20 protein-coding genes are annotated in these 26,943 nt (G+C 73.8%); 11 read left to right on the top strand and 9 right to left on the bottom strand.

Annotated elements, in window-relative coordinates:
* The first annotated feature begins 12 nt into the window (after positions 1-12).
* From ACN9M0_RS05025 to ACN9M0_RS05010, 4 genes are read left to right on the top strand one after another with little or no spacing between them, the layout of a single operon-like run.
* Positions 13-1,557 carry a hypothetical protein gene (locus ACN9M0_RS05025; protein WP_366042467.1) on the top strand — a complete coding sequence of 515 codons (1,545 nt, stop codon included), beginning with the start codon at positions 13-15 and terminating at the stop codon, positions 1,555-1,557.
* Entirely contained in the window at positions 1,554-2,147 is a 594-nt protein-coding gene (locus ACN9M0_RS05020) for a hypothetical protein (protein WP_426403186.1), read from the top strand. The genes ACN9M0_RS05025 and ACN9M0_RS05020 overlap by 4 nt, the downstream gene beginning before the upstream one ends.
* Complete coding sequence (locus ACN9M0_RS05015) at positions 2,144-3,046, top strand: hypothetical protein (protein ID WP_366042465.1); 903 nt, start codon at positions 2,144-2,146, stop codon at positions 3,044-3,046. The genes ACN9M0_RS05020 and ACN9M0_RS05015 overlap by 4 nt, the downstream gene beginning before the upstream one ends.
* A 43-nt stretch (positions 3,047-3,089) precedes the next feature.
* Complete coding sequence (locus ACN9M0_RS05010) at positions 3,090-7,757, top strand: hypothetical protein (RefSeq protein WP_399699509.1); 4,668 nt, start codon at positions 3,090-3,092, stop codon at positions 7,755-7,757.
* A gap of 136 nt (positions 7,758-7,893) precedes the next feature.
* Here the strand turns inward: ACN9M0_RS05010 and ACN9M0_RS05005 are convergent, their stop codons facing one another.
* Complete coding sequence (locus ACN9M0_RS05005; RefSeq protein ID WP_366042066.1) at positions 7,894-8,262, bottom strand: hypothetical protein; 369 nt, start codon at positions 8,260-8,262, stop codon at positions 7,894-7,896.
* 437 nt (positions 8,263-8,699) lie between these two features.
* Between ACN9M0_RS05005 and ACN9M0_RS05000 the strand changes: the two genes are divergently transcribed.
* Genes ACN9M0_RS05000 through ACN9M0_RS04985 form a run of 4 tightly spaced genes read left to right on the top strand, consistent with a single transcriptional unit; the run spans position 8,700 to position 13,029 of the window.
* On the top strand, positions 8,700-11,561 hold the full coding sequence (locus ACN9M0_RS05000; protein ID WP_426403185.1) for a nitrate- and nitrite sensing domain-containing protein: 2,862 nt from the start codon (positions 8,700-8,702) through the stop codon (positions 11,559-11,561).
* Complete coding sequence (locus ACN9M0_RS04995; RefSeq protein WP_189804304.1) at positions 11,558-12,007, top strand: roadblock/LC7 domain-containing protein; 450 nt, start codon at positions 11,558-11,560, stop codon at positions 12,005-12,007. The genes ACN9M0_RS05000 and ACN9M0_RS04995 overlap by 4 nt, the downstream gene beginning before the upstream one ends.
* A gap of 10 nt (positions 12,008-12,017) precedes the next feature.
* Positions 12,018-12,443, top strand: coding sequence for a DUF742 domain-containing protein (locus ACN9M0_RS04990; protein ID WP_366042069.1), 426 nt, complete (start codon positions 12,018-12,020; stop codon positions 12,441-12,443).
* Positions 12,424-13,029, top strand: coding sequence for a GTP-binding protein (locus ACN9M0_RS04985; RefSeq protein WP_366042071.1), 606 nt, complete (start codon positions 12,424-12,426; stop codon positions 13,027-13,029). Before ACN9M0_RS04990 ends, ACN9M0_RS04985 begins: the two co-directional genes overlap by 20 nt.
* 21 nt (positions 13,030-13,050) lie before the next feature.
* On the opposite strand, the gene ACN9M0_RS04980 is transcribed toward ACN9M0_RS04985, so the two are convergent.
* The 3 genes from ACN9M0_RS04980 to ACN9M0_RS04970 all read right to left on the bottom strand — a co-directional run bounded on the left by ACN9M0_RS04980 (position 13,051) and on the right by ACN9M0_RS04970 (position 15,595).
* Complete coding sequence (locus ACN9M0_RS04980) at positions 13,051-14,208, bottom strand: lipid-transfer protein (protein ID WP_366042088.1); 1,158 nt, start codon at positions 14,206-14,208, stop codon at positions 13,051-13,053.
* A gap of 26 nt (positions 14,209-14,234) precedes the next feature.
* Positions 14,235-14,708, bottom strand: a complete 474-nt coding sequence (locus tag ACN9M0_RS04975; RefSeq protein WP_426403184.1) for a Zn-ribbon domain-containing OB-fold protein — start codon at positions 14,706-14,708, stop codon at positions 14,235-14,237.
* A 65-nt stretch (positions 14,709-14,773) separates the two neighbouring features.
* Positions 14,774-15,595: a M15 family metallopeptidase gene (locus ACN9M0_RS04970; RefSeq protein WP_399699502.1), complete on the bottom strand. Its 822-nt coding sequence runs from the start codon at positions 15,593-15,595 to the stop codon at positions 14,774-14,776.
* A 148-nt stretch (positions 15,596-15,743) separates the two neighbouring features.
* On the opposite strand from ACN9M0_RS04970, the gene ACN9M0_RS04965 reads away from it, so the two are divergent.
* A complete protein-coding gene (locus tag ACN9M0_RS04965; protein ID WP_426403183.1) occupies positions 15,744-16,241 on the top strand; it encodes an NUDIX domain-containing protein in 498 nt (165 codons plus the stop codon).
* A gap of 15 nt (positions 16,242-16,256) precedes the next feature.
* On the opposite strand, the gene ACN9M0_RS04960 is transcribed toward ACN9M0_RS04965, so the two are convergent.
* From ACN9M0_RS04960 to ACN9M0_RS04950, 3 genes are all read right to left on the bottom strand, one after another.
* On the bottom strand, positions 16,257-17,027 hold the full coding sequence (locus tag ACN9M0_RS04960) for a hypothetical protein (RefSeq protein WP_399699498.1): 771 nt from the start codon (positions 17,025-17,027) through the stop codon (positions 16,257-16,259).
* The gene (locus ACN9M0_RS04955) at positions 17,011-18,240 is read right to left on the bottom strand and encodes a hypothetical protein (protein ID WP_426403182.1); all 1,230 of its coding nucleotides are present in this window, start codon (positions 18,238-18,240) and stop codon (positions 17,011-17,013) included. Before ACN9M0_RS04955 ends, ACN9M0_RS04960 begins: the two co-directional genes overlap by 17 nt.
* A gap of 136 nt (positions 18,241-18,376) precedes the next feature.
* A complete protein-coding gene (locus ACN9M0_RS04950) occupies positions 18,377-20,749 on the bottom strand; it encodes a glycoside hydrolase family 31 protein (protein WP_399699496.1) in 2,373 nt (790 codons plus the stop codon).
* A gap of 214 nt (positions 20,750-20,963) precedes the next feature.
* Here ACN9M0_RS04950 and ACN9M0_RS04945 point away from each other — a divergent pair, with 214 nt between their 5' ends.
* Entirely contained in the window at positions 20,964-22,937 is a 1,974-nt protein-coding gene (locus tag ACN9M0_RS04945; protein ID WP_426403181.1) for an acetoacetate--CoA ligase, read from the top strand.
* A gap of 57 nt (positions 22,938-22,994) precedes the next feature.
* On the opposite strand, the gene ACN9M0_RS04940 is transcribed toward ACN9M0_RS04945, so the two are convergent.
* Entirely contained in the window at positions 22,995-24,083 is a 1,089-nt protein-coding gene (locus tag ACN9M0_RS04940; RefSeq protein ID WP_426403180.1) for a CU044_5270 family protein, read from the bottom strand.
* Positions 24,080-25,072 (bottom strand): sigma-70 family RNA polymerase sigma factor, encoded by a 993-nt coding sequence (locus ACN9M0_RS04935; protein ID WP_426403179.1) that lies wholly within the window; start codon positions 25,070-25,072, stop codon positions 24,080-24,082. Before ACN9M0_RS04935 ends, ACN9M0_RS04940 begins: the two co-directional genes overlap by 4 nt.
* A gap of 121 nt (positions 25,073-25,193) precedes the next feature.
* Between ACN9M0_RS04935 and ACN9M0_RS04930 the strand changes: the two genes are divergently transcribed.
* Positions 25,194-26,870, top strand: coding sequence for a serine protease (locus ACN9M0_RS04930; RefSeq protein ID WP_426403178.1), 1,677 nt, complete (start codon positions 25,194-25,196; stop codon positions 26,868-26,870).
* Positions 26,871-26,943 lie beyond the last annotated feature (73 nt).

The following is a 26,943-nucleotide window of genomic DNA, read 5'->3' as shown; positions in this document are numbered from 1 at the left end:
AATCTGTCCACCGTGACTTCGCCTGCCTCGACGGACCTCGCTCCGCCCCAGCTCAGCGCGGGGCCGCGCCCCGCGCAGGGCCCGGCCGCCGACGAGGGGCTCGCGCGGCGCCTCCGCGCGCTCGCGTGCACCGCCCCGTTGCACGACCTCGACGCCCGCAAGGCGAACCTGGCCGGCGAGTACACGATCTACGCGATGGCCGAGGTTGCCCTCGCCGCGATCGACCTCATCACGCTGAACATGGACTTCGACACCGGCGCTGACCACGAGCAGATCGTCTCCCGCCTGCTGCCCCGCGTCGCCGCCCAGGCCCCCACCCGCCCCGCCGCCGAGCACGAGCGCGTGGCCCGCTGGGTCCTGGAGAACCTGATCAACGTCGGCAGCGTCGACCGAGGCTTCCGCGCCGTCTACGGCACCTTCGGCACCGACGGCGTCTACGTCCGCAGGGACTACGACTTCAAGCTCATCGAAGAGGTCCCGGGCTACGGTGGCGGGGTCTACCTCCGCACCACCGACGAAGCGGTCAACGTCCTCGTCGGAGCCCTCGACACCGACGTCACCAGCGCCCAGATCGCCGCCGAGGTGAAGCTGGAGGTCCTCATCAACCGGGGCAGGCTCGCCGACGCCCAGCTCGCCGCCGAGCAGGCGCGCTACCGGACCGTGCAGTACGCCGAGACCCTCCGCAAGACCCTGGAGGCCACCCGGCGCAACGTCCGCGCCGTCGACTGGCTCCACACGGTCCCCGACATGATCGCCGAGGCGCTCGACCACGTGGCCGACCGCTACCGCCACGAGAACGCGATCCTCACCAACATCCGCAAGGCCCGCGACGAGGCCGAGGCCACGTCCGACGCCAAGACGGCGGAGCACAAGCGGCGCGCGGCCGAGCTCGTCGACATAGTCAAGGACTGCATCCGGCGCCACACCCAGCTCCAGTCCCGCCTCCTGGAGGCCGGGCCGCTCTTCCGCGCCGAGCAGGACCGGCAGGCCTTCGCCGCCCCCACCGCGTACACGGGACTCGATCTGTACGGGCAGCTGGTCGCCCCCGTCCTGCCGCTCCCCGTCGAACAGGCCACCCGCGTCACCGACGCCTTCTTCGCCCGCGGCACCGGACTGCGCACCCCCGCCTCCGTCCGCCTGGGCGACCTCGTCGACCTGCTCCTCACCCCGCCCGTCGAGCGCGAGCACCTCGGCGCGGAGATGCCCGAGCCCGACCTCATCGCGACCCCCGACGACTCCCGCTTCAGCGAGGAGCAGCTCGCGAGCGCCATGCGCCTGCTCGACCTGGAGCACGACGCCCCGCGCCGCCTCTCCGGCCTCCTCGCCGAGGCCCGGGGCCTCGACGCCGACCTTCCGTACCTCGTCGCCCTCCTCGCCGTCCACGCGGCGAGCCCCCCGGTCGGCACCGCCTACCGCCAGGGCGAGGAGCGGCTCCTCTTCGCCGTCGACGACGGCACCCCGCTCGACGACCCCGAGTTCGGCGGCGCCGACCTGATCGTCGGTACGGCCCTGCTCGACGCGGCGGGCATGGCCGCCGACCGCACGGAGGCTTCGTGACCCTCGTCTCACCGGCGCCCGCATCGGCGGAGGACCCGGCGTCCGTCCCGGCACCCGCATCGGCGGAGGACTCGGTGTCCGTCCCGGCACCGGCCACGGAGCCCACCGTGACCGCCGCCGAGCCCACCGCTGCCGAGCCCACCGCCTTCGAGCTCACGGTCCCCGCGCCCGCGACGGACCTCACCGCCGTACCCGTAACGAACCCCACCGAACCCGCCGCCGAGAACGAGCCCGGCACCGCCGACGAGCCCGCGCCCGGCACCGCCGACGAGCCCGCGCCCGGCACCGGGGACGCACCCGCGCCCGCCGCCGATGACGAGCCCGCCCAGGACGCGCCCGCGCCGCAGCCCCCCACCCGGCCCCGGTTCGGGACCGTGTCGGTACCGGAGCCCTCCCGCACCCCGCCCACGCGGCGCCGGGACCTCCCGTCCGTGCGCGCCGTGCGGCTCACGGACGCGCCGCCCGCACCCGCCGAGCGCCCCGGCCCCGCCGTCGCCCCCGCGGCCGTCACCCCCGTCCCGCTGCCCGTACCCCGCCCAGCCCCCCGCGCCGAACCGACCGAGAGCCGTACCGAGGAGCCCCAGCCGTGAGCGAAACCCACGCCGAGTACGCCGACGCGTGGAGCGAGCAGGAGCCCCCGCAGCCCCCGGCCGTCTCCGCCTCCTCCGCCGTCACCCCCGCGGACGCCGCCGACGCGGCCCGGCTCGTCTCGTTCGGACTCCAGCCCAAGCTGCTCCCGGCCCGCGACGCCGAGTACACCGAGCTCCTGCGCCGCTACCGCGAGGACCCCGCCTTCGCGCGCCTCGCCGACGCCGTCGCCACCGGCCTCGGCCTCGTCGTCCTGGAAGTGTCCCCGCGCGCGGGGATGGCCGTCACGGCGGGCGAGGACTCCGTCTTCGCCGTCCGCATGGGCGACTACGCCCGTCGCGCCTCCACGGACTCCGCCGACCGGTTCCTGCACGGCCTGGCCCACCTCGCGGTCGCCGCCATGGCCTTCCCCCGGCCCGAGGACCTCGCCGACGACGCGTACATCGGCCGCCTCACGGTCAACGGCGTCGACGCCTTCGTACGCCAGGCCTGTCTGCGTCTCGAACAGCGCGCCGAGGAGCAGGGCGAGAACACCGACCCGGCCTCCGACGCCCCCGGCCTGGAGGCCGCCTGGCGGATCTACGCCCGCCGCAGCGCCACCGGAGCCACCAAGGACGCCCGCCGCCTCGCCGGCTCCACCACCGGCATCGTCGGCAAGGCGGCCGCGTTCCTCACCGACTCCGGCTTCCTCCAGCGCACCGGCGACGAGGGCGGCGGCTCCTACCGCACCACCGCCCGCTACCAGCTCCAGGTCCGTGACATGGCCGGCTCCGCCGCCATGGCCGAGCTCCTCGAACTCGGCGTCGTCCCCGTCAGCGACGGCTCCGCGACCCTCCTCCCGCCGCCCGAGGGCGACGACCTGGAGCTCGCTGCCGACGCGGGACTCCCGTTCCACGCGTAACCGCCCCGCGCCACCGACCACTTCCAGTACGAGAGTCCGCCGCATGTACGAGCTGTCCCGGGTCCGCCTCTACTCCATCGGCCCCGCCGGTGCGCGCTACGCCGACACCGTCCTGGACCTGCGCGGAGTCGGCGCACCCGTGCCCCACCCCGCCCCCACCCAGGCGGAGTTCTTCGAGGAGGAACCGGTCGGCCCGCCGCGCCGCCCGGCCCCCGCGGGCGTGCTCTTCCTGGAGAACGGCGGCGGCAAGTCCGTCCTCCTCAAGCTGATCTTCTCGGTGATGCTCCCCGGCCACCGCAACACCCTCGGCGGCGCCAGCTCCGGCGTGCTGCGCAAGTTCCTCCTCGCCGACGACTGCGGCCACGTGGCCCTGGAGTGGCAGCACACCCTCACCGGCGAACTCGTCGTCGTCGGCAAGGCCAGCGAGTGGCGCGGCCGGCAGGTCTCGAACGACCCGCGGAAGTTCGCCGAGGCCTGGTACTCCTTCCGTCCCGGCCCCGGGCTCAGCCTGGACAACCTCCCCGTCGCCGAGGCGACCTCCGTCCGCCCGCCCGTCGAGGGCGCCTCCGGAGCGACCGGCCGCCGCCGCACCATGAAGGGCTTCCGCGACGCGCTCACCGAGGCCGGGAAGGCGTACCCGCACCTGGAGGTGGTCTGGGAGGAGATCCACGACCGCTGGAACGAGCACCTCGGCGACCTCGGCCTCGACCCCGAACTCTTCCGCTACCAGCGCGAGATGAACGCCGACGAGGGCGAGGCCGCCGGCCTCTTCGCGGTCAAGAAGGACTCCGACTTCACCGACCTCCTGCTGCGCGCCGTCACCGACACCCGCGACACCGACGGCCTCGCCGACCTCGTCGGCGGCTTCGGCAACAAGCTGGGCCGCCGCGCCGAACTGACCGCCGAGCGCGACTTCACGGCCGGCTCCGTGGACCTCCTCGGCCGGATCGTCGAGGCCGCCGGGACCCGCGCCCACGCGCGCGAGGTCCACGCGGGCGCCGAGCGCCGCACCCGCACGCTCGCCCGCCGGCTCTCCGCCCGCGCCGCCCAGGAGCGCGGCCGCGCCGCCGAACTCGCCCAGCAGGTCACCTCGGCCGGGCACGCCGTCGCCGAGGCCGAGACCGCCCGGAGCCGCAGCTCCCTCATCGCCGCCGAACTCGCCTACCGGCACGCCTCCTTGGCCCTGACCGCCGCCGAGAAGGGCGCCGCCGCCCAGCGCCGCGAACTCACCGACGCCCGCACCCTGCACTCCGCCTGGCAGGCGGCCGAGGCGGTGCTGCGTCACCGCGCCGCGGGCGACCGCTCCGCGCGCGTGGCCGCCGCCATCCGCGAGGCCGAGCGCGACGCCGCCCCCGCCCTGGCCGCCCGCGCCGAGGCCGCCGCCGATCTCGTACGGGCCCTCGCCGCCGCCGCCGAGGAGGGCGAGCGCCACGCGGCCGAGGAGGAGGAACGCTCCACCGCCCTCCAGGACGCGAGCGAGACCGCCCACCGCGACGCCACCGCCGCCGCCACCGAGGCCCAGCGCGCCCGCAGCGAGGCCGGCCACCTGCGCCAGCGGCTCGCCGAGGTCGAGCAGGAGACCGCCGAGGCCGTCCGGGCCGGTTGGCTCGACGACACCGCGCCCGACGCCGACCCCGCCCGCGCCGCCCTCGCCGCGAGCGACGCCGAGAAGACGACCGTCGCCGCCTGGGACACGGCCCGCGACGCCGCCCGCACCGCGGCCGAGCGCGCGCGTGAGGCCGCCGGCGCGGAGTCCCGCGCCGAACTCGCCGCCGCCCGCGCCGCGGACGCCGCAGAGGCCGCCGGGAACGCCTACGACGCGGAGCGCCGCGCCGCCGAGTCCCTCGCCTCCGAGGAGCGCCTCGCCGAACTCCTCAGCCTCCCGGCCGCCGGCTCCCCGCTCCCGGGCCAGCGCGCCGCCACCGCCTCCGGCGCCGAACCCGAAGAGGACGCCGGTCCGCACTCGGAGCCCCAGGGACCCCTCACGGTCACCGAATTCGACCGGTACGCCGACGAGCTGCGCGGCCTGCTCGACCAGGCCGTCGGCTCCGCCGAGCGCCAGCTCTTCGAACTCCGCACCGCCGCCGCCGACGACTCCCGCATCCTCGGCGCCCTCGGCGACGGCGGCCTGCTGCCGCCCGGCCCCGACGTCCTCGCCACCGTCGAGTACCTCGGCGAGCACGGCATCCCCGCCCTCCCCGGCTGGCGCTACCTCGCCCAGGCCGTGGACCCCGCCGACCACGCCCGGGTCCTCGCCGCCCGCCCCGAGCTCGTCGACGGCGTCGTGATCACCGACCCCGTCTCGTACGGACGCGCGCGCGAGGTCCTCGGCACCGCCGCCCTGCTGCCCCGCTCCGCCGTCGCCGTCGGCACCGCCGCCGCCCTGCTCGCCCCCGTACCGGCTCAGGAACCGTCCGAGGACACGGGCGTCTTCCTCGTCCCGCCGAACCCGGCCATGCACGACGAGCACGCGGCCGACGAGGAGCGGCACGCACTGCGCGCCCGCGCGACCGCCCGCGACGAGGAGATCCGCAGCCTCGCCGCCCGCCTCGCCGGCGACCGCGCCCTCGCCTCCCGGATCGGCGCCTGGCGCGCCGACTGCCCGCCCGGGATGCTCGCCGAGCTCGCGTCCGTCGCCACGACCGCCCGCGAGACCGCCGAGGCCGCGGCCGCCACCCTCGACGAGGCCCGCACGGCCCGTACGGAGACCGACGAGGCCGCCGCCGAAGCCGCCCGGCTCCGGGACGAGCGCCAGGAGGCCGCCCAGCGCGCCCGCCGCGTCGCCGACGCCCTCGCGGGCCTCGCGTTCCGGCTGCGCGAGCGGTCCGCCTGGCAGGCCAAGCTCCGCGAACTCGCCGACGACGCCACCGAGGCCGAGGCCCGTGCCCAGACCTGCCTGGAGCGGGCCCGCGCCGCCGACGAGGACCGCCGCGCCACCCAGCGCGCCGCCGACGACGCCCACCGCACCGCCCGCGCCCTGCGGGCAGAGCGCGCCGAGATCGCCGGCGCCCCCGACACCCTCCCCGAGGTGGACCCGGCCGCGCCCCGCGCCGCGCTCCCCACCCTCCGCGAGGCCTACCGGGCCGCGTCCCAGCTGTACGAGAAGGTCGGCGTCGGCGCCGACCTCCGCGCCGAGCAGGCCCGCGCCGAGAGCGACGAGTCCGCCGCCCTCGCCGAGCTCGACCGCCTCACCAACAAGGTCCGCACCCGCGCCGAGCAGCTCCTGGAGTCCACCGACGGCGCCGACGGCCCGTCCCGGCAGGCCGCCGCCGCCCGCGCCGAGGCCCTGGTCCAGATGCTGGAGACCCGCGCCTCGGAGGCGAGCGAGAAGCTCGGCCGCCTCCGCGGCGAGGCCGAGCGCCTGGCCCCCGAGGACGGCGCGGCGCACACCGAGCTGCCCGAGGACCTGGTGCCCGCCGACGCCGAGCGGGCCCAGGCCCTGCTCCGTACCGCGACCACCGAACTCGCCTCCCGCACCGACGCCCTGGAGTCGGCGCGCGCCGCCCACGCCGGACTGCTCCGGGACCACCGGGCCGCCGAGGACGCGGCCGGCGGCTTCGACGAGACCGCGGCGCTGCTGAGGGACCTGCTCCGCGACCACACGGACGAGGAGCGGGAGGAGACCGAGGCGTACCCCGGCACCCTGGAGGAGGCCCGTACGACGGCCGCCGAGGCGCGGCGCGCGCTGCGCGGCTGCACCGCCGAGCTGTCCGGCGCCGACGCCGCCGTGCGCGAGGCCAGCGACATCCTCGTCCGGCACGCCAACTCCACCCGCTACGAGCAGGTCCGCACCCCCGCCCGCCAGCAGATCCGCGAACTGCCCGCGTCCGCGCTGCCCGAGCACGCCGCCAAGTGGGCCGAGGCCTTCGCGCCCCGGCTGCGGGTCCTCACCGACGAGCTGGAGCAGCTGGAGCGCAACCGGGACTCGATCGTGGACCGGCTGCGCGGCCTCGTGGAGTCCTCGCTCGCGACGCTCCGCTCCGCCCAGCGGCTCTCCCGGCTCCCCGAGGGCCTCGGCGAGTGGTCGGGGCAGGAGTTCCTGCGGATCCGCTTCGAGGAGCCCGACCAGGCCACCCTCGCCGAGCGGCTCGGCGAGGTCGTCGACGAGGCGACCCGCGCCGCCGTCAGGAAGAACTCCGACCTGCGGCGCGACGGCATGTCCCTGCTCCTCCGGGGCGTCCAGGCGGCCCTCGAACCCAAGGGCGTCTCGGTCGAGATCCTCAAGCCGGACGCGGTGCTGCGCGCCGAGCGGGTTCCCGTCGGGCAGATGGGCGACGTCTTCTCCGGCGGCCAGCTGCTCACCGCCGCCATCGCCCTGTACTGCACGATGGCGGCGCTCCGCTCCAACGACCGGGGCCGCGACAAGCACCGGCACGCGGGCACGCTGTTCCTCGACAACCCGATCGGCCGCGCCAACGCCACGTACCTCCTGGAGCTCCAGCGGGCCGTGTCGGACGCGCTGGGCGTCCAGCTCCTCTACACGACGGGCCTGTTCGACACGACCGCGCTCGCCGAGTTCCCGCTGGTGATCCGGCTGCGCAACGACGCGGACCTGCGGGCCGGACTGAAGTACATCAGCGTGGAGGAGCACCTGCGGCCGGGGCTGCCGCAGGCCGGCGCGGAGGGCGAGACGATCCACGGCGAGATCACGGCGACGCGGATGTTCCGCCGCCACCAGTCCGACGACCCGGCGCCGACGGACAAGGGCTAGTACAGACGGTGAGCGGCCCGGCCCCCGACCGGGGACCGGGCCGCTCACCGCTGTTCAGACCGCTTCGGAGCCGGTTCACGCCGCTTCGGAGCGGGTTCAGACCGATTCGGCGCCGTTCACGCCGCTCGGGAGCCGTTCACGCCGCTTCGGAGAGCGGCGTCGCCTCCGTACGGCCCTCGTCGCGCCGCGCCCGGATCGGCGGACGCGCCGTGCTGCTCGGCTCCGACACCACGCCGTTGCGCTGACGCCACACCTGACGGGTGATCCAGACGTCGAGGACGCTCCAGGTGGCCACGACGGTCGAGGCCACCGCCGTGACGGTCATCGGAAACGCCAGCCAGGCGCCCGCGACCGTGCAGAAGAAGGCCACCACGCCCTGGACGAGTGTCACCGAGGTGATCATCACGGCCCGTACGGCGGCGTTGCGCACCGGATCGGGCATCCGCCGTCGGCCCCGATCGTCCTCCACCCACAACTGCCGGGCCGACCGTGCCTCGTGTTCCATTGTCCTGTCACTCCCCACCACTGAACGACTTCAGGGGTGGCTGCCCGTCTTGAGCCCCTTTACACGGACAGAACCCTCCCCGTACGTATTGACGCACGAGAGAGGGAAAAGGTTTCGCCCGGGTGGGGACGAACGCACGACAAGTCCTGGCGGAACGAACAGTTCCAGCCATCCCCGCAGGCCGGAGAAATGGCACACCATCAGGTGTCCTACGCCACAGTGACCAATCCCAACTCCCGTAATACCAGGACATCTCATGATCAACGCTCACTCGACAGGCTGAAAATAGCCCGGACACGCCTTCGGGATGGCCGTGATGCAGTAGTAGGCTCGCGCCGCCGTTTGTTGAAATTCAAGGTTGACGCCGCGTGTTGACGCCGGACGTCACGAACGTGAAGGACCCCCGTGGCTCAACGGGGGCCGAGCTGGGGGAGGCCATGCGCTTTCGCGGGAAGTCCATCCGCAGGAAGATCGTGGCGTTGCTGCTCGTACCGCTCGTCTCCCTCACCGGACTCTGGGGTTTCGCCACGGTCCTGACGGGCCGCGAGGCCAACCAGCTCCTCGACGTCGGCTACATCGTCGACAAGGTCGGCTACCCCCTGGAGGACACCGCCCGCGTCATCCAGATCGAACGCCGGCAGTCGCTCGTCTACCTCGCCGACCCCCGGGGCTCCGACGCCCTCGCCTCCCTGCGGGAGACCCGCCGCGCCACCGACCGGCAGATCGCCCGCATCCGCGCCAACGCCGCCGACCCCGGCGTGCGCGACACGATGCGGCCCGTCACCACCCAAAGGCTCAACTCCCTCCTCGACGCGCTCGACGGCCTCGCCTCGCTGCGCCGCTCCGTCGAGAAGCGCGGCATCGGCCGCATGCAGGCCCTCGAGTTCTACAACCGGCTCGTCGACCCCTGCTACAGCTTCCTCGTCACCCTCCACGCCCTCGAGAACGTGGAGATGGACAAGCAGGGCCGCGCCCTCGTCGGCATCACGCGCGCGCGGGAGCTGCTCTCCCGCGAGGACGCCCTCGTCCTCTCCGCGCTCGTCGCGGACCGCGTCACCACCGAGGAGATCCGCGCGATCTCCGACCTCGTCGCCAACCGCAAGCAGTTCTACGAGGTCAACCTCGAACTCCTGCCCGCCGCCGAGCGCGAGCACTTCGAGAAGTACTGGCGCAGCCCCGACACCCAGCCGCTGCGCAAGGCCGAGAACGAGATCATCGACGAGGGCCCCACCGACAGCCCGCGCGCCATCACCGCCGAGCGCTGGCAGGACCAGGCGAGCCCCGTCCTCGACGACCTGGCCCGCGAGAACACCGCCGCCGGCGACCGCTACCAGGACCGCGTCCAGCCCGCCGCGTACAGCGTCCTCCTCAAGGTCGGCGTCGCCGGTGTCCTCGGCTTCCTCGCCCTGCTCGCCTCGGTCATCATCTCCGTCCGCATCGGCCGCGAACTCATCCGCGACCTGCGCCGCCTGCAGAAGGAGGCCCAGGAGGTCTCCGGCGTCCGGCTGCCCAGCGTCATGCGCCGCCTCGCCGCCGGCGAGCAGGTCGACGTCGGCACCGAGGTGCCCCACCTGCGGTACGGGGAGGACGAGGTCGGCCAGGTCGGCCAGGCCCTCAACACCCTCCAGCGCGCGGCCGTCGAGGCCGCCGTCAAGCAGGCCGAACTGCGGCGCGGCGTCTCCGAGGTGTTCGTCAACCTGGCCCGCCGCAACCAGGTCCTGCTCCACCGCCAGCTGACGCTCCTCGACACCATGGAGCGGCGCACGGAGGACACCGACGAACTGGCCGACCTCTTCCGGCTCGACCACCTCACCACCCGTATGCGCCGGCACGCCGAGGGCCTCGTCATCCTGTCCGGCGCCGCCCCCTCCCGGCAGTGGCGCAAGCCCGTCCAGCTCATGGACGTCGTCCGCGCCGCCGTCGCCGAGGTCGAGGACTACGAGCGGATCGAGGTGCGCCGGCTGCCCCGCCTCGGCGTGGGCGGCCCCGCGGTCGCGGACCTCACCCACCTCATCGCCGAACTCCTCGAGAACGCGACCGTGTACTCGCCCCCGCACACCGCCGTCCAGGTGCTCGGCGAGCGGGTCGCCAACGGCTTCACCCTGGAGATCCACGACCGCGGCCTCGGAATGAACCCCGACGCCCTGCTCGACGCCAACCTCCGGCTCGCCGAGACCCCCGAGTTCGAGCTCTCCGACACCGACCGTCTCGGCCTCTTCGTCGTCAGCCGTCTCGCCCAGCGCCAGAACGTCCGGGTCTCGCTCCAGACCTCCCCGTACGGAGGGACCACCGCGGTCGTCTTCATCCCGGCCGCGCTGCTCACCGACGCGCCCGAGACCCAGGGCGCCGGATTCCGGCTCGACCGCAAGACCCTGGAACGCCCCGGGCGGACCGACGACACGTCCTCCGACGGCACCCTGCCCGTCCGCAGGCCGGCCCTCACGAAGGTCCCGGACGTCACCGAGGCCCCCGGACCGCTGGACGGCCCCGTGGAGCTGGAGGCACCACTCGGCACCGAGGACTTCGACGCCCTCCTCGACCGGTCCGCGGACCTCCTCGACAGCGACAGCGAGCGCGGCGGCCTCTTCCGGCCCCGCGACCGGCGCCGCACCGGACTCGCGCCCGCCGGCGAGCAGCACGAGCAGGCCCCGGACCGCACGGCCGGCCGCGGCGAGCAGGACGCGGCCGCCGACGGCCCGACCCTCGTCCCCGTGCAGCTGCCGCGCCGCCGCACCCCGACGCTCGTCGTGGACCACGGCCGCCGCCTCGACGAGCCCGACGGCGCCCACGCGCAGCCGGACCGCGCGCACCCCCAGCCGGGCCGCGCCCACGCGCCGGCCGAACGCTCCCAGCCGCAGCCGGACCGCGCGCACCCGCAGGACCACCGGGCGGACTTCCCGCACGCGGACCGGCGGAGTCTCCCGCAGGACGACCGGCGGGGCCTGCTGCCGGCGCCGGGCGCCGGACCCACCCTCGTACCCGTACCACCGGAGGGTCCCGTGCCGCCGGAGAGCCCGGAGCCGTTCGGCGGCCTGCCGCGGCGGGTCCGCCAGGCCAGCCTCGCGCCGCAGCTGCGCGAGGCCGAGGGGCCGGCCGGCCGCGGGGCGGGAACCCGCGCCGACGCCCGTACGGGCACCGGGACGCCGTCCGACGGACCCGACTCCTTCGAGCGCGACGCCGAGGAGGTACGCGCGCGCATGGCCGCCATGCAGCGCGGCTGGCAGCGCGGCCGGCGGGACACCACAGAGCCGGACGACCCGACAGCACCAGGAACGACACCCGAGGGGGACGGTCGATGACCGCACCGAACGCCGCAGCACCCAGCACGACCTCCGGACACGGACACGGGAACGGCGAGCTGAACTGGCTCCTCGACGAGCTCGTCCAGCGCGTCGGGTCGATCCGGAAGGCCCTGGTGCTCTCCAGCGACGGACTCCCCACCGGTGCCTCCCAGGAGCTGACCCGGGAGGACGGCGAGCACCTCGCCGCCGTGGCCTCCGGATTCCACAGCCTCGCCAAGGGCGTCGGCCGCCACTTCGAGGCGGGCAAGGTCCGCCAGACCGTCGTCGAGCTGGAGGACGCGTTCCTCTTCGTGACGGCCGCCGGCGACGGCAGCTGCCTGGCGGTGCTCGCGGACGCCGACTCGGACGTCGGCCAGGTCGCCTACGAGATGACGCTGATGGTGAAGCGGGTCGGGGCCCACCTCACGACGGCTCCCCGGACCGGTCTGCCCTCGGGAGGGTGAGTGGGACGGCATGAGTGACGCAGCCGATCGCAACCGGCCGGAGCGGGGCCAGACCCCCGGCCCGCACCACTGGTTCGACGACGAGGCCGGGCCGGTGGTCCGTCCGTACGCGATGACCCGCGGCCGGACGAGCGCCGCCACCCGCCACCGGCTCGACCTGATCGCGGTGGTCGTTCCCGAGCCCGCCGCCGACGACCCCGGCCGGGACCAGACCCTCTCCCCGGAACACGTGGAGATCGTCGAACGCTGCTCCGAGCAGCCCCAGTCGATCGCCGAGCTCGCCGCCGGACTCGACCTCCCCGTCGGGGTGGTCAGGGTCCTCGTCGGCGACCTCGTCGAGGACGAACTCGTCCATGTGACCCGCCCCGTTCCGCCGGCCGAGCTGCCGGACGTGAGCATTCTTCGCGAGGTGATCAATGGCCTTCGGGCGCTCTAGCCGCAAGAAGCCCTTCGTCGAGCCGGTGACCCTGAAGATCCTCGTCGCAGGCGGGTTCGGGGTCGGCAAGACGACACTGGTGGGCGCGGTCAGCGAGATCAGGCCCCTGCGGACGGAGGAGATGCTCAGCGAGGCGGGGCGGCCCGTCGACGACCTGCACGGCGTCGAGACCAAGACGACCACCACGGTCGCCATGGACTTCGGCCGGATCACCCTCCGCGAGGACCTCGTCCTGTACCTCTTCGGCACCCCGGGGCAGGACCGCTTCTGGTTCCTCTGGGACGAGCTGGCCCAGGGGGCCCTGGGCGCGATCGTCCTCGCGGACACCCGGCGCCTGGAGGACAGCTTCGCCGCCATCGACTACTTCGAGCGGCGCGGCATCCCCTTCACGGTGGCCGTCAACTGCTTCGAGGGCGCCCAGCGGTTCCCGGCGGAGAGCGTGCGCGGCGCGCTCGACCTGGATCCCGAGGTGGAGCTGCTGATGTGCGACGCCCGGGACCGCGAGTCCGTGAAGAACGTGCTCGTGGCGGTCGTCCAGCACGCCCTCGTCCTCGCGGACCGGACCCCCTCGGCCGCCACCACCTGACGGCTCGGTGCTCGGCGGTGGTCAGCGCACCGCCACCACCGCCGAGCCGTGCCCGAACAGGCCCTGGTTCGCGGTGATCCCGGCCCGTGCCCCCGGCACCTGCCGGTCGCCCGCCGTGCCCCGCAGCTGCCAGGTCAGCTCGCAGACCTGGGCGATCGCCTGGGCGGGCACCGCCTCTCCGAAGGAGCCGAGGCCGCCGCTGGTGTTGACCGGCAGGCGCCCGCCGAGCGCCGTGGCGCCGTCCCGCAGCAGCTTGGCCCCCTCGCCCGGCGCACACAGCCCGATGTCCTCGTACCACTCCAGTTCCAGGGCGGTGGACAGGTCGTACACCTCCGCCAGGGACAGGTCCTCGGGCCCGATCCCCGCCTCCTCGTAGGCGGCGCGGGCGATCGAGGCGCGGAAGGTGTGCGGGGCGGGGGAGACGGCGGCCGCCGAGTCGGTCGCGATGTCGGGGAGGTCGAGCACCGCCTTGGGGAACGTGGGGGAGACGGTGGACACCGCACGGACCCGGACCGGGTCGGGGTGTCCGTGACGTCGAGCGAAGTCCATGCTGGACAGGACGAGCGCGGCGCCCCCGTCCGAGGTGGCGCAGATGTCGAGGAGCCGCAGCGGATCGGCGACGACGGCTGAGGCCGCGACCTCCTCGGCGGTCACCCGCGCGCGGTAGCGGGCCAGCGGATTGAGCGCGCCGGCCGCCGCGTTCTTCACCTTCACCTGGGCGAAGTCCTCGGCCGTGTCTCCGTACAGCGCCATCCTGCGGCGCGCGTAGAGCGCGAAGTACGCCGGGTTGGTCGCACCGAGCACCCGGAACCGCAGCCAGTCCGGATCGCCGGGCCGCTCGCCGCCGGCCGGGGCGAGGAACCCCTTCGGCGTCGAGTCCGCGCCGACGACCAGGACCACGTCCGCGAGGCCCGCCAGGATCTGGGCCCGGGCGGTCCCGATGGCCTGGGCGCCCGAGGCGCAGGCGGCGTACACGCTGGTGACCCGCGCCCCCTGCCAGCCGAGGGCCTGGGCGAAGGTCGCCCCCGCCACGTACCCCGGGTATCCGCAGCGCATGGTGTCCGCGCCGACGACCGAGCCGATGTCGGACCACTCCAGACCGGCGTCGGCGAGCGCGGCGCGGGCGGCGGCCGTCCCGTACGAGACGAAGCTCCGCCCCCATTTGCCCCAGGGGTGCATCCCGGCCCCGAGCACGGCGATGTCGTTCACGACCGCTCCTCCCGCTGCGCCGCTGCCACCGGCCGCCAGTTCCAGGTGGTCCAGGTGTGCTGTTCGTCCTCGTTGAGGACACCGGGCACCACCTCGACCTCCGTCCCGACGGCGAGGTCGGCCGTGGACACGCCGGGCGCCGCCTGCCCGAGCACCACCATCGCCTCGGCCGCCAGCTCGACCGCGACGAGGGTGTACGGCTCCCAGGGCGCGTCCGGGTCGGAGACGTACGGGGCGGGCGGACGGTACCGGCCGTCGGTGTACGACCAGACCCGGCCGCGCGGCGAGAGCGGAATCTCCGCCAGCTCTCCGCCGCCCGGGCAGCCGGGGTTGCGGCACCAGTCGTCCTCGCGCGGGAAGAAGACCGACGCGCAGGCCGTGCAGCGGGTGCCGAGCAGCCGGAACTCCGCCTCCGGCACGGTGTCGTCGGTGAACCACCCGGCCACCACCGGTCTGCGCGTCCGTGCCATCGGGACCTCCCGTGATCTGACGAAGCGTCAGAAGTCTGCCACGGGAGGCCGGTACTGAGAAGGGCTCAGTGTCCGGCCACCGACCTCCGCGCCACCGGGAAGTCGAAGAACGTGCTCGGGAACGGCTCCGGCTTGAACGTGAAGTGCCACCACTCCTCGGGCAGGTTCACGAAGCCCTGCTCGGCGAGGGCGCCCTTGAGCACCTGCCGGTTGGCCCGCTGCGTGCCCTGGATCCGCGGGTCGTCGGTGTGCGAGCGCGTGTCGAAGCAGTCGTACCCGGTCCCCATGTCCACGGAGTTGTCCGGGAACCGCTCCGCCCGGGGGGCCCAGCACTCCACCAGCTCCTCACCCGGCACGTACGCGCGCGTGGGCACGGCCGGCAGCCGCACGATCGTCAGATCGACCGTCGAGCCCCGGCTGTGCCCGGACTTCTCAGCGATGTAACCGTCCGCGAACAGCCTCGACTTGTCGACGAGCGGATAGAACTCCTTCTTCATCCGCTCGTCCTCCAGGTCCTTCGCCCAGCGCACGAAATGGTCCACGGCCCGCTGAGGCCGGTAGCAGTCGTACACCTTCAGCGTGTACCCCCGGGCGAGCAGCCGGACCTGCGCGCGGTGCAGCGCCTCGGCGGCGGGGCGGGTCAGGATGCACAACGGCTGGCGGTAGCCGTCCACCGGCTCGCCGACGAAGTTGTGCTCGGTCGTGTAGCGCATCTCCTGGAGGATCGTCCGGTCCACGGAGCTGAGCGCCACGAACTCCCGTGGCGCCTTGGGTTCCGGCGCGGCCGAGGCCGGGGGAGCGGGTGCGGCGACGGTGCCGGTGAAGGCCAGCAGCCCGGCCGCGGCCGTGACGGCGAGGGTACGGAGAGCGGTTGCGAGTCCTGTCATGCGCACCGTCTATCAGTTCCGGCAGCGCCGGGAAAGGGTGATCGCATACGGTCGGGCCGTGAAGGTCACTCCTGTGAAGGTCACCCTCTGATGGACACCCCTGTGAAGGGCACTCCCTGATGGACACCTCTGTGAAGGGCACCCTCTGATGGACACCTACTGCTCCGCCTGCGGCGCCGCCCACCTGCCCGACGCGGGCTGGCCCCGCACGTGCCCGGCCTGCGGCCACACCGCCTACCGCAACCCGCTGCCCGTCGCCGTCGCCCTCCTCCCCGTCACCGACGGAACGGGAACGGGCCTCGTCGTCATCACCCGCACCATCGAACCCGCGCGGGGCGGAGTCGCGCTGCCCGGGGGCTTCATCGACCACGGCGAGGACTGGCGTGCCGCCGTGGCCCGCGAACTCCGCGAGGAGACCGGCATCCCCGCCTCGGCCGAGGAGGTCCGCCTCGCCGACGCGATGAGCTCCCCGGCGGGCCACCTCCTCCTCTTCGGCCTCCTCCCGCCCCGCCCGGCCGCGGAACTCCCGTCGTCCACCCCGACGGACGAGACGAGCGGCCACCACCTGCTCCGTACTCCCGAGGAGCTGGCCTTCCCGCTCCACACGGAGGCGGCACGGAAGTGGTTCGGCGGCGCCTACGGGTGACCGGTATCCAGGGGGTCAGACGGGCGGCATCAGATCGCTCTCGCTGATGGTGTACGTCAGCAGGGGGTAGATGAAGTCCGTTTCCTGGTTCTCACGACGCCGTAGCCGGTAGAACTCGCGCCTCTGCTCATCGTCGGCCGCCATGAGGCGCTCACCCTGCGGGAGGTAGACATGTCCGTCGCGAAACCGAACCAAGGTCTTCGACGTTCGAAAGGTCACTCCCAGCCATGGGTTGTCCGCCGCCCGGGCGGGCGCGTCCAAGACGATTCTGTGCCTGAGCCGCCGATTCGAGTCGACGGAGAACGCGACGACACTGTTGTGGACGAGAGGGATCTCGAAGTTCTCGCCACCGGCCCCCTTCGACTCGAAGACCAGCTTCCTCGGCGGGCTCGCTTCGGGATCTCGGTAGCAGGAGAAGACGGCGATGAACGACTCGTCGGCCAGATCGAGGGCTTGGTCGGAATGTCCGCCCATGGTGGTGTAGGCGTTCGTGTAGCACTCGATGAGGGCGTTGTTGAAGCCGACCGAAAACGGCGCACGCTCTTGGATCTGTTGCGCCAGCCGTTCGTGCACCGCCCGGAAACGCTGCGTCGGGCTGCCGTATCGAGTGGTGGTCCGTACGAGAGGCACACCACCCGCCTCGTCGATCCTGGTCAGCACGGCGCCTCGCCGGCCTTTTCCCACGTCTTCCCAATGGGTCGACGCGGAAAGCTCCGCAAAGAGATTCCCCTCGGTCGGCAGAGTGAACGAGAGGACATCGTCCGAGATCCTAGATCCGAGGGGCAATGTAGTCTCCCGTGTTCATGCTGAAGAGGAATTCGTCGCCGTAGTCGATGAAGGACGAGGTCCTGTTCTCCTCGGCGTACAGCCTGCGCAGCTCGTTCATGCCGTCCGGTGTGGGTGGCCCCAGCTCCAACAGATCTCCGGCCACCTTGAGGAACGTGCGGCCGTCCTTGTGAACGGCTTCGGCGCCCGAACAGCGCACCACGTACCCCAGGCGGGTCGGGAGCAACTCCGCGTCCAACGGCGAGGGCCGGATTTCGTGCGTATACAGGCGGTTGGTGGACAGCGGCATGAAGAAGACGGAGCCGGGGTGGAGTGTCACGGTGAACTGCGGGGGGAGCGCGACACCGTCGCGGCCTTCGGCCGGCTCCTTGAGGCGAAAGTGGAGTCTGGTCAGCCCGCTGACACCCTTCACGCCGTAGTCGAAGGCGTCTTCGGCCAGGGGCTGCAGCTTGTCGAGCCCGTCGTAGAACGTGCAGAAGGCCATGACGCCGTTGACGGGCATGTCCTTGGTCTTGTCGGCATGGGACGAGATCCTGGCCTTGGACTGCTTGCGCTCGGACGTGGCACGGGTGTTGTGGTAGATCTGCGCGAGCACGTGATTGAGCGGTGCCTGGTTCCGGAAGACGGCGGCGGCCTCACGGTTCAGAGCCTCGACGATGCGCGTGTCGGTCGGGCGGAAGCTCTCGGTCGGTCCCGAGAGGTTCGTGGAGCACCGCAGCAGGCGGAAATGCAGTTCGTCACCGTCTTGCGTGACGGGCGTCAGATAGATTCCGCTGCGTTGGGCTGTTCCGGGCTTGGTGGACTCCGTCAGGGACTGGAACGCGTGCTCCGCACGGATCCGTCCGAAGTGATCGGCGTCGAGTTCGAAGAATCGGCGGTAGTACACGCCGACGCCGTGCACGCGGACGGGAACCCGGCCGAGGTCGACGAGAGTCCAGGGTTCGTCGACGTCCTCGCGGTGACCGTGTGACAGCTCCCTGATGACGAACACCCGGGCAGCCGCATACAGGTGGCGGCCGCTGATCCCGGATATGTCGCCACACAGGTAGACGGTCTTCTGCGTGAGGTCGGGCGAACCGGAAACAAGCTCCTCCGGAGTGATCGTGGACCCGAGGAAGTCCCTGATCACGTCATTGTCCCGCAACGTCGAAGGCGCGACCAAGATGTTGTTCGCGTCCTCGATCGAGGCTTCTGCCGACTCTGTCGTGTGCATCAAACGGTACCTGTCATTCGCAGATCCTGGTCGATCGCTCAAACGGTGGACATGGCAATGGCCCGCGCTTTCATCGGCGTTGCGAAGCGCGGACGAAAGGATACGGATCTTGGATTGGCCTCCTGGATCCGCCCCCTCACAGCCCCCGCACCACCACCGGAAGTCCCACCGCCTCGACCCCCTCCTCCGTGACGCGCTCCACCACCACCCTGCCGTCCACGAGCCGTGACTGGTACCGCTCGATCGCGGCCGCCTCCCAGCCGTCCCCGGTGTCCCGCACGACGAGCCCGCCACCGGTCCGCCCCGCGGCCGGCGCCCACACCTCCAGGGCCGGCTCACCCCCCTCGCCCCGTACGGGAAGCACGGCACCCGCCCGGGCCAGGACCGGCACCCGGGAGAGCGGCGCGTCGAGCAGCACCTGCCCCGGACCCTCGTACGCCTGGCCCGTCGCCGTGTCGTACCAGCGTCCGCGCGGCAGCCGCACCGCCCGCCGGTCCGCGCCCCGCGTCAGGACCGGGGCCACGAGCAGCGCGTCACCGAGGAGGAAGGCGTCCTCGCAGTCGCGCAGGACCCGGTCCTCGGGCGTCCCCCACCACACCGGACGGACGTACGGCGCGCCCGTCATCCGGGCCAGCCGGGCCAGTGTCGTGAAGTACGGCCGCAGCCGCTCCCGTTCGGCCAGCGCCACGCGCGCGTGCTCCAGGACCTCGGGGCCGAACTCCCACGGCTCCCGCCGCCCCGCGTCGATCGCCGCGTGCGTACGGAAGAGGGGAAGCCACGCGCCCAGCTGGTACCAGCGCAGGAACAGCTCCGGCGAAGGACTGCCGTCGAAACCGCCCACGTCCGGCCCCGAGTAGGGCACCCCGCACAGCCCCAGCCCCAGGACGAGGGAGAGCGAGGCCCGCAGCCCCGGCCACCCCGTCGACACGTCGCCGGACCACGTGCCGCCGTACCGCTGCATGCCCGCCCAGCCGGAGCGCGAGAAGAGGAACGGCCGCTCGTCGGGCCGCAGCCGGCGCAGCCCCTCGTACCCGGCCCGGGCCATCGTGAGCCCGTACACGTTGTGCGCCTCCCGGTGGTCGCCGCCCCGGCCCTCCAGCACGTGCCGCGCCGAACGGGGCAGGGTCGGATCGCCGAAGGGGACGAAGGACACCGGCTCGTTCATGTCGTGCCACACCCCGGCGAAGCCCTGCCGCAGCCGCTCCTCGTACAGGCCGCCCCACCACTCCCGCACCGCCGGATCGGTGAAGTCCGGGTAGGCGCACTCGCCCGGCCACACCACCCCGCGCACCTCCTGGCCCCGCGCGTCCTTGACGAAGGCGTCCACCGCCGACCCACCGTCGTACACCTGATCACCCGGCTCCGCCTTCACCGCCGGGTCCACGATCGACACCAGGCGCACGCCCTGCTCCCGCAGCTCCTCCGCGAGCCCCGGCAGATCGGGGAACCGCTCCCGGTCGACGGTGAACACCCGGTGCCCGTCGTAATGATCGATGTCCAGGTGTACGGCGGACAGCGGGAGCCCCCGCTCCCGGTAGCCGGCCACCACCCGCCGCACCTCCCGCGCGCTGCCGAAGCCCCAGCGGGCGTGCTGCGGCCCGAGCGCCCAGGACGGCGGCAGCGCGGGCGCGCCCGTCAGCGCCGCCCAGCCGTGCAGTACGCGCGCGGGGGTGCCGACGACCACCCAGCAGCGCAGCGGCCCGCCCGTCATCCGCACCTCGCTGGTCCCCGGCCGGTCGTGCCCGGACCCGGCACCTTCCTCGCCCTCGGCCAGGGTGACCCGGCCGTCCCAGGAGTTGTCGTGGAACGCCAGGTGCGTACCGGCGTCCGAGACCACGAACTGCACGGGCATGGTCAGGTAGAGCGGATCGTCCCCGGGGCCGAAGCCGCCCTTGGGATCGGTGTTCCACAGCCGGTAAGAGCCGTCCCGCAGGCGCGGGCCGGCCGCCCGCCCGCCGAGCCCGAAGAACCGCGCGTCGGCCGGCACCTCGCTGCGCTGCACCCAGCGCGCGGCCCCCGACGCCACCGGACCTTCACCGTCGCCCGCCACCGGCTCCCACCAGCGCGGCGGAAGGTCCCGGCGGAGCAGCACCCCGCCCGGCGTCCGGAGCTCCACCGCCCCGTGCCGCGAGACCGTCACCGTCACCCGCTCCGAGACGATCCGCCAGCCGCCGTCGGTGTCCGGTTCGAGCGAGGCCCGCGGATCGGCGTCGGGCGCCTCGCCGGCCAGGGCGTACGAGGGAAGCGGCTCGGCACCGTCCCACCCCCAGAACACCGTGCCGCCCGACGACACGCGGATCCGGAGCGAGGACCGGGCGAACCGGACGGTCCCCCCGCCCGGAGCCGCCGCCGCCTCCACCGCGAGCCCGGGCACCCTGGCCCGCTCCGCCCCCGCGGGCGGCAGCCCCCACGCGTCCGTACGCCGCTGCCGCCACGCCGACCGCACCGCGCGCAAGCCCTGCACCGAACCGAAAACCTTGATCGAACGCACCAGTTCACGACCGTCCATGCAGCTCACCCTGCCACCCGTCGGAGCCTGAACAGGCTCCGTTCAACTGCCGTTCACCCGTGGTGGGAGCACATGTTCAACCGCCCGACCATGGGCGGGCAGACCTGGTGCGAAAGACGATCACATGGCATCGTCCTGTCAGCCGCGTCACGCGCACACCCCAGCACGTGCGCGAGACACACGCAGACCCGCGTACAGCCAGGGAGCCGCCCCAATGACATCAGCAGCGCCGACCGAGCCGCTCTGGCAGCCGGACGAGGAACGCATCGCCACGGCCGCCGTCACCCGCTTCCAGGCCTGGGCCGCTGAACACCACGGCGCCCCTGCCGAGGGCGGGTACCCGGCGCTCCACCGCTGGTCGGTCGAGGAGCTCGAAACCTTCTGGCAGGCCGTCGTCGAGTGGTTCGACCTCCGCTTCTCGACCCCCTACGAGCGGGTGCTCGGCGACCGCTCCATGCCCGGTGCCGACTGGTTCCCCGGAGCCACCCTCAACTACGCCGAGCACGCCCTGCGCGCCGCCGACGAGCGGCCCCATGACACGGCCCTGCTCCATGTGGACGAAACACAGGAGCCCACGCCGGTCACCTGGGGCGAGCTCCGCCGCCAGGTCGCCTCCCTCGCGGCCGAACTGCGCGCCCTCGGCGTGAACCCCGGCGACCGCGTCAGCGGCTACCTGCCCAACATCCCGCAGTCCGTCGTGGCGCTCCTCGCCACCGCCGCGGTCGGCGCCGTGTGGACCTCCTGCGCCCCCGATTTCGGCGCCCGCAGCGTCCTCGACCGCTTCCAGCAGGTCGAGCCCGTCGTCCTCTTCACCGTCGACGGCTACCGCTACGGCGGCAAGGAGCACGACCGCCGGGACACCGTCGCCGAACTGCGCGCCGAGCTCCCCACCCTCCGCGCCGTCGTCCACATCCCGCTCCTCGGCACCCCGGCCCCCGAAGGCACCCTCGCCTGGACCGACCTCGTCGCCGCCGACGCCGAGCCCGTCTTCGAGCAGGTGCCGTTCTCCCACCCGCTGTGGGTCCTGTACTCCTCCGGCACGACCGGCCTGCCGAAGGCGATCGTCCAGTCCCAGGGCGGCATCCTCGTCGAGCACGTCAAGCAGCTGGGCCTGCACTGCGACCTCGGCCCCGAGGACGTGTTCTTCTGGTACACCTCCACCGGCTGGATGATGTGGAACTTCCTCGTCTCCGGCCTCCTCACCGGCACGACCGTCGTCCTGTACGACGGCAGCCCCGGCTACCCCGACACCGCGGCCCAGTGGCGCGTCGCCGAACGCACCGGCGCCACCCTGTACGGCACCTCCGCCGCGTACGTGATGGCCTGCGCGAAGGCGGACGTCCACCCCGGCCGGGACTTCGACCTCTCCGCCGTGAAGTGCGTCGCCACCACCGGCTCGCCGCTGCCCCCCGACGGCTTCCGCTGGCTCCACGACGAGGTCCGCGAGAACCTGTGGATCGCCTCCGTCAGCGGCGGCACGGACGTCTGCTCCTGCTTCGCGGGGGCCGTCCCCACGCTGCCCGTCCACATCGGCGAGCTCCAGGCGGCGGGCCTCGGCACCGACCTCCAGTCCTGGGACCCCTCCGGGAAGCCCCTGATCGGCGAGGTCGGCGAACTCGTCGTCACCAACCCCATGCCGTCCATGCCGATCCACTTCTGGAACGACCCCGACGGCAGCCGCTACCGCGACAGCTACTTCGAGATGTTCCCGGGCGTCTGGCGCCACGGTGACTGGATCACCATCACGGACCACGGCTCGGTCGTCATTCACGGCCGCTCCGACTCCACCCTGAACCGCCAGGGCGTCCGGATGGGAAGCGCCGATATCTATGAGGCCGTCGAACGCCTCCCCGAGATCCGCGAGTCCCTGGTCATCGGCCTGGAGGAGCCCGACGGCGGCTACTGGATGCCGCTCTTCGTGCACCTCGTGGAGGGCGCCACCCTGGACGAGGAGCTGATCGACCGCATCAAGCGGACGATCCGCAGCGAACTCTCCCCGCGCCACGTCCCCGACGAGATCATCGAGGTCCCGGGCGTCCCGCACACCCTCACGGGCAAGCGGATCGAGGTCCCGGTCAAGCGCCTCCTCCAGGGCACCCCCCTGGCCAAGGCGGTCAACGCCGGCTCGGTCGACGACCTCGGCCTCCTCCACTTCTACGAGACCCTCGCGGCCAACCGCCGCGGCTGAGCGCACGAACGGGGCCCGCAGATCCGTCCGGATCGGCGGGCCCCGGGGCGTTTCCGGTCAGCCCTTCGGCAGCTCGCCGGGCGCCGGGGCGGCCGCCTTGGCCAGCACTGCCGAGACTCCGAGAACCGTCCCCGCCCGCCCGGCCGAGGTGGTCCCGGTGAGGACGGTGCGCTCACCGAGGAACGCCGACGTCGTGCGGTCGAAGATCCACTGGGTCTGCTCGCCGTGGGCGGTACGGGCCACGGCGACGCCCTCACGGCCGGCCGCGTCCTTCGCGGACGGCAGGACGGTCACTCCGGGGATCCGCGCCGCCGCCCCGTACAGCGCGGCGGTGACCTTCGGCGGAGCCCAGGTCTCGGCGAGCAGGGTCCCGATCGCGGTGAACGCCCGCTGATCGGCGTCGCCCTCGGCCGCCCGCGTCTGGTCCCGGATCAGGCGCAGCAGCACGTCCGGATCCGTGGGGAGCGTCGCCACGTACGCGTGGGTCGGGTTCGTGACCGAGGGCGGCGCCGCCTCCATGGCGATCTTCCTGGGCGTCGCCCCGGGACGCTCCAGCTCGTACACGGGCAGCTCGGCGCCGAGCTCGGTGTCGGCGGCACCGGGCTCGCGCAGCAGGCCCGGCCGGCTGCCGTCGACGGAGAGCCACACCTCGCGCTGATGCGCGGGCGGCAGTGTGGCGGGACCGCCGGCCGCGTCACGCCCCGCGTGGGCGACGAGGCTCTTGACGTAGACGTATCCACCGGGCCGGGCGTCCGGCGCGGGGGCGGCGGCCGCGGCGAGCGCGGCGTCCGACAGCACCCGCACGGCCCCGGGCGAGGCGGGCGGCTCGGCCGAGATACGGCCCGGGGACCCGGGAGCTCCGCCCTGGGGCGCGAGCACGACGACACCGGCGACGACCGCGCAGGCGGCCACGGGCGCGGCGATCCAGCCGAGCCGGAGCCCCCGGCGCGGCCGGCGCGCACGGACGGGGCGGGCCGTCGCACCGTCACCGGCGGCCAGGGCGGTCCGCAGGACGGCGTGCCTGAGGTGCTGACTGCGCTCCGCCGTCAGGTCGGGCACCGGCGGCGGGGGCAACAGCTCGGCGAGCTCGGCACGCAGGAGCTCGTCCGCGTCGGCGTGCGGCGGTCGGGGGGCGAAGGCGTTCATGCCTGGTTCTCCTGGGTCGGTCGGGGCGCGAGGGCCGGGCGGACGGTCGCGTAGGCGGTCGAGGGATGTGGTGCGGCCGCGGAGGCGGGCGAGCCGATCGGATGGGCCACGGAAGCGGGCGAGGTCTTCGGATCGGTCGCGTAGGCGGTCGAGGGATGTGGTGCGGCCGCGGAGGCGGGCGAGCCGATCGGATCGGTCACGGACGCAACCGAGGCCTGCGGATCCGCCGCATGGGCGGGCGAGGAGCGCGGTGCGTCGACGGAAGCGGGCGAGCCGAGCCGTGCGGCGGCGGTCCCTGGCACGGGTCGTTCCGGCCCCGCCCCGGCTGCTCCGGATCCGCGTACACCCTCGGCGGCGCGAGGCGAGCTCCCCGCCCGAGCCGGGGCGTCGGCGGAAGCCGCTCGTACGGTCGAGCGGCGGACCGCGACCGCGGCGGACCGTTCCCGGCGCCGCGCCGCGCGCAGTTCGGCCTCGGCGAGCTTCCGGAGCCGTTCACGGGCCCGCGATAGCCGGGAGCGGACGGTGCCGACCGGGACTCCCAGGGCCTCCCCGGCCGCGGCGTAGTCCAGACCCGCCCACACCACGAGGGTGAAGACCTCGCGCTCGCGCCGCTTGAGCTTGCCGAGCGCCGCGCGGGCCGCACGGATCTGCTCCCCGTCCGTCATCCGGGCGAGGACGTCGTCGGCGAAGTCCGGCAGGACACCGCGGTCGGGGATCCTTGCGAGCGCCGCGTCCCGCCGACGTGCCTCGCGGGCCACGCCGCGCATGATGTTGGTCGCGATGCCGAGCAGCCACGGGCGCAGGCTGCCGCCGTCGGCGTGCACCTTCCCGCGGCAGCGCCAGGCCTCCAGGAAGGCGGCGGACACGACGTCCTCCGCGGCCGCCCGGTCCCCGCACACCCGGAAGGCGTAGTGGTACAGCACGCGTGCGTGCTCGTCGTACGCCGCTCCGAGCGCCGCGGGGTCCCCGGCGCGGAAACGATCTCTCATAGGTGATTCCACATATGGCACTGGGCGACGGTTCGTCCGGGTTCCCGTGACCTGGACCACACGGCCCGCCGGTGTGGCCCAGGTCACGGGAACGCCCCGGCCGCGGCGAGCAGTGCTGGGCATGAACGATTCCTCGACACCCCGACACACGCCCCGGACCACCGCCGGAGCCCGGACCACCACCGAAGCCCGTGCCACCGCCGGCTCCCGTACCACCGACTCCGGTACCCCCGGCCGCCGCACCGTCCTGCGCACCCTGGCCCTCGCCGGAGTCCTCGCCGGCACGACCATCTCCGCCCTGCCTCCGACCGCCGTCGCGGCGACCGGAGCCCCCGAGACGTACACCCTGACGATCCGGCACCTCGACCGCGCGGGCGCCGCCACCGGCGGATACCGCACACACGTCACCGGCATCTCGGGCCCCGGCGCGCAGGAGGAGGCCGCGCCGTACGACGAGTCCGGCACGGTCGCCGTCCGCCTGCCCAAGGGGCGCTACCTGCTCGACTCCACGCTGTACGGCCCTGATCCGGCGACCGGGACCGACTGGGTCGTCCAGCCCCGCCTGGACCTCGACGGCGACACGACCGTCACCGTCGACGCCCGGACGACCGCCCCGGTGGACGTCCGCCCGCCGGAGTCGGGCGCGCGCTACCTGAACAGCATCGGGTTCGTCGAGGTCACCCACGAGGGGACCACCCGCTCCGCGAACGTCATGATGGCCCGTGAGGGCCTGCGCGTGGCCCACCTCGGCCCGGCCTCCGAACCGGGCACGGTCAAGGAGTGGTTCGACACCTACTGGTCCGGCGCGCGCGCCGACTACGCGCTCGGCTACACCTTCACCTCCGACCGCGCCCTGACCGGCCTCGTCCGGCACCCGGCGGCCGAGAAGCTGGCCACCGTCAAGATCCGCGGAGCCGCCCCCGAGGGCGCGACCGGAACCGGATTCGTCTCCGTCCAGCCCAGCGCGGGCCCCACCGTCGGTCTCGCCCAGTCCCTCGAATCCCCCGCCACCGCGACGGTCCTCGTCACCCCCGAGCGGGGCCTCTGGGACGTCGACTACACCGGCCCGGCCGCCCCTGAGGCGCCGCCCAACCGCTACTCCGCGAGCGGAATCGCGGTCCACGCGGGCGCGACCACCACCCGTACCTTCGACAACGCCGTCTTCGGCCCCGCCCTCGACACCACGCCCGGTGCCCGCCCGGCCGGCGTCCGCGACGGCGACCGGATCGCACTCGACATCCCGCTGCTCGCCGACGGGGACGGCCACGCCCCGAGCGCACCGCGCTTCCGCACCGCGACCACCACGCTCCACCGCGACGGCGTCCTGATCGGCACCCGTCAGGGCGACCCCGGCCGCGCCGAGTTCACCACCACCCCCGGAACGGCCTCGTACCGGCTGACCGCCTCGGCGACCCGAGGCGACGGCACGGCGGCGAGCGGTCGCGTCACCGCCTCCTGGACCTTCACCTCGGCCGCCGCACCCCGCCGCGAGACCCTTCCCCTCAGCGTCGTCCGGTTCGCCCCGGACCTCGCCCTCGACGGCACCGCCCCGGCGGGGACGCTGGTCCGTGTGCCGGTCACCGTCCAGGGCGCGGCCGCCGAGACCGGCGTCCGGTCCCTGGCCGTGTCGTTGTCCGCGGACAACGGCACGACCTGGACCCGCGTCCCCGTCCTGAACGGCCAGGCGGGCTTCCGCACCCCCGCGCCCGGCCGGACCGTCTCGCTCCGCGCCGAACTCACCGACGCCCGGGGCAACACCCTCACGCAGACCCAGCGCAACGCCTTCCGCACCCGCTGAACCGACACCGACCGGACACTCCGGGGAAGCCACCGCCCTTCCCCGGAGGCGTCCGCGCGCCGACCGGCAAGCC

The organism is Streptomyces sp. R-07 (genome assembly GCF_049913175.1).
GTDB lineage: Bacteria > Actinomycetota > Actinomycetes > Streptomycetales > Streptomycetaceae > Streptomyces.
Note: the sequence above shows the minus strand (reverse complement) of the source record. Positions and strands in the feature narration are given on the sequence as shown.

Bases quoted from the DNA above. Each gene is read 5' to 3' on its own strand.
- ACN9M0_RS04970 (WP_399699502.1), bottom strand. From the start codon at position 15,595: ATGACAGGACTCGCAACCGCTCTCCGTACCCTCGCCGTCACGGCCGCG.
- ACN9M0_RS05010 (WP_399699509.1), top strand. From the start codon at position 3,090: ATGTACGAGCTGTCCCGGGTCCGCCTCTACTCCATCGGCCCCGCCGGT.
- ACN9M0_RS04995 (WP_189804304.1), top strand. From the start codon at position 11,558: ATGACCGCACCGAACGCCGCAGCACCCAGCACGACCTCCGGACACGGA.
- ACN9M0_RS04940 (WP_426403180.1), bottom strand. From the start codon at position 24,083: ATGAACGCCTTCGCCCCCCGACCGCCGCACGCCGACGCGGACGAGCTC.
- ACN9M0_RS05005 (WP_366042066.1), bottom strand. From the start codon at position 8,262: ATGGAACACGAGGCACGGTCGGCCCGGCAGTTGTGGGTGGAGGACGAT.
- ACN9M0_RS04955 (WP_426403182.1), bottom strand. From the start codon at position 18,240: ATGCACACGACAGAGTCGGCAGAAGCCTCGATCGAGGACGCGAACAAC.
- ACN9M0_RS04965 (WP_426403183.1), top strand. From the start codon at position 15,744: ATGGACACCTACTGCTCCGCCTGCGGCGCCGCCCACCTGCCCGACGCG.
- ACN9M0_RS04975 (WP_426403184.1), bottom strand. From the start codon at position 14,708: ATGGCACGGACGCGCAGACCGGTGGTGGCCGGGTGGTTCACCGACGAC.
- ACN9M0_RS04935 (WP_426403179.1), bottom strand. From the start codon at position 25,072: ATGAGAGATCGTTTCCGCGCCGGGGACCCCGCGGCGCTCGGAGCGGCG.
- ACN9M0_RS04930 (WP_426403178.1), top strand. From the start codon at position 25,194: ATGAACGATTCCTCGACACCCCGACACACGCCCCGGACCACCGCCGGA.
- ACN9M0_RS04990 (WP_366042069.1), top strand. From the start codon at position 12,018: ATGAGTGACGCAGCCGATCGCAACCGGCCGGAGCGGGGCCAGACCCCC.
- ACN9M0_RS04950 (WP_399699496.1), bottom strand. From the start codon at position 20,749: ATGGACGGTCGTGAACTGGTGCGTTCGATCAAGGTTTTCGGTTCGGTG.
- ACN9M0_RS05000 (WP_426403185.1), top strand. From the start codon at position 8,700: ATGCGCTTTCGCGGGAAGTCCATCCGCAGGAAGATCGTGGCGTTGCTG.
- ACN9M0_RS04980 (WP_366042088.1), bottom strand. From the start codon at position 14,208: ATGCACCCCTGGGGCAAATGGGGGCGGAGCTTCGTCTCGTACGGGACG.
- ACN9M0_RS04985 (WP_366042071.1), top strand. From the start codon at position 12,424: ATGGCCTTCGGGCGCTCTAGCCGCAAGAAGCCCTTCGTCGAGCCGGTG.
- ACN9M0_RS04945 (WP_426403181.1), top strand. From the start codon at position 20,964: ATGACATCAGCAGCGCCGACCGAGCCGCTCTGGCAGCCGGACGAGGAA.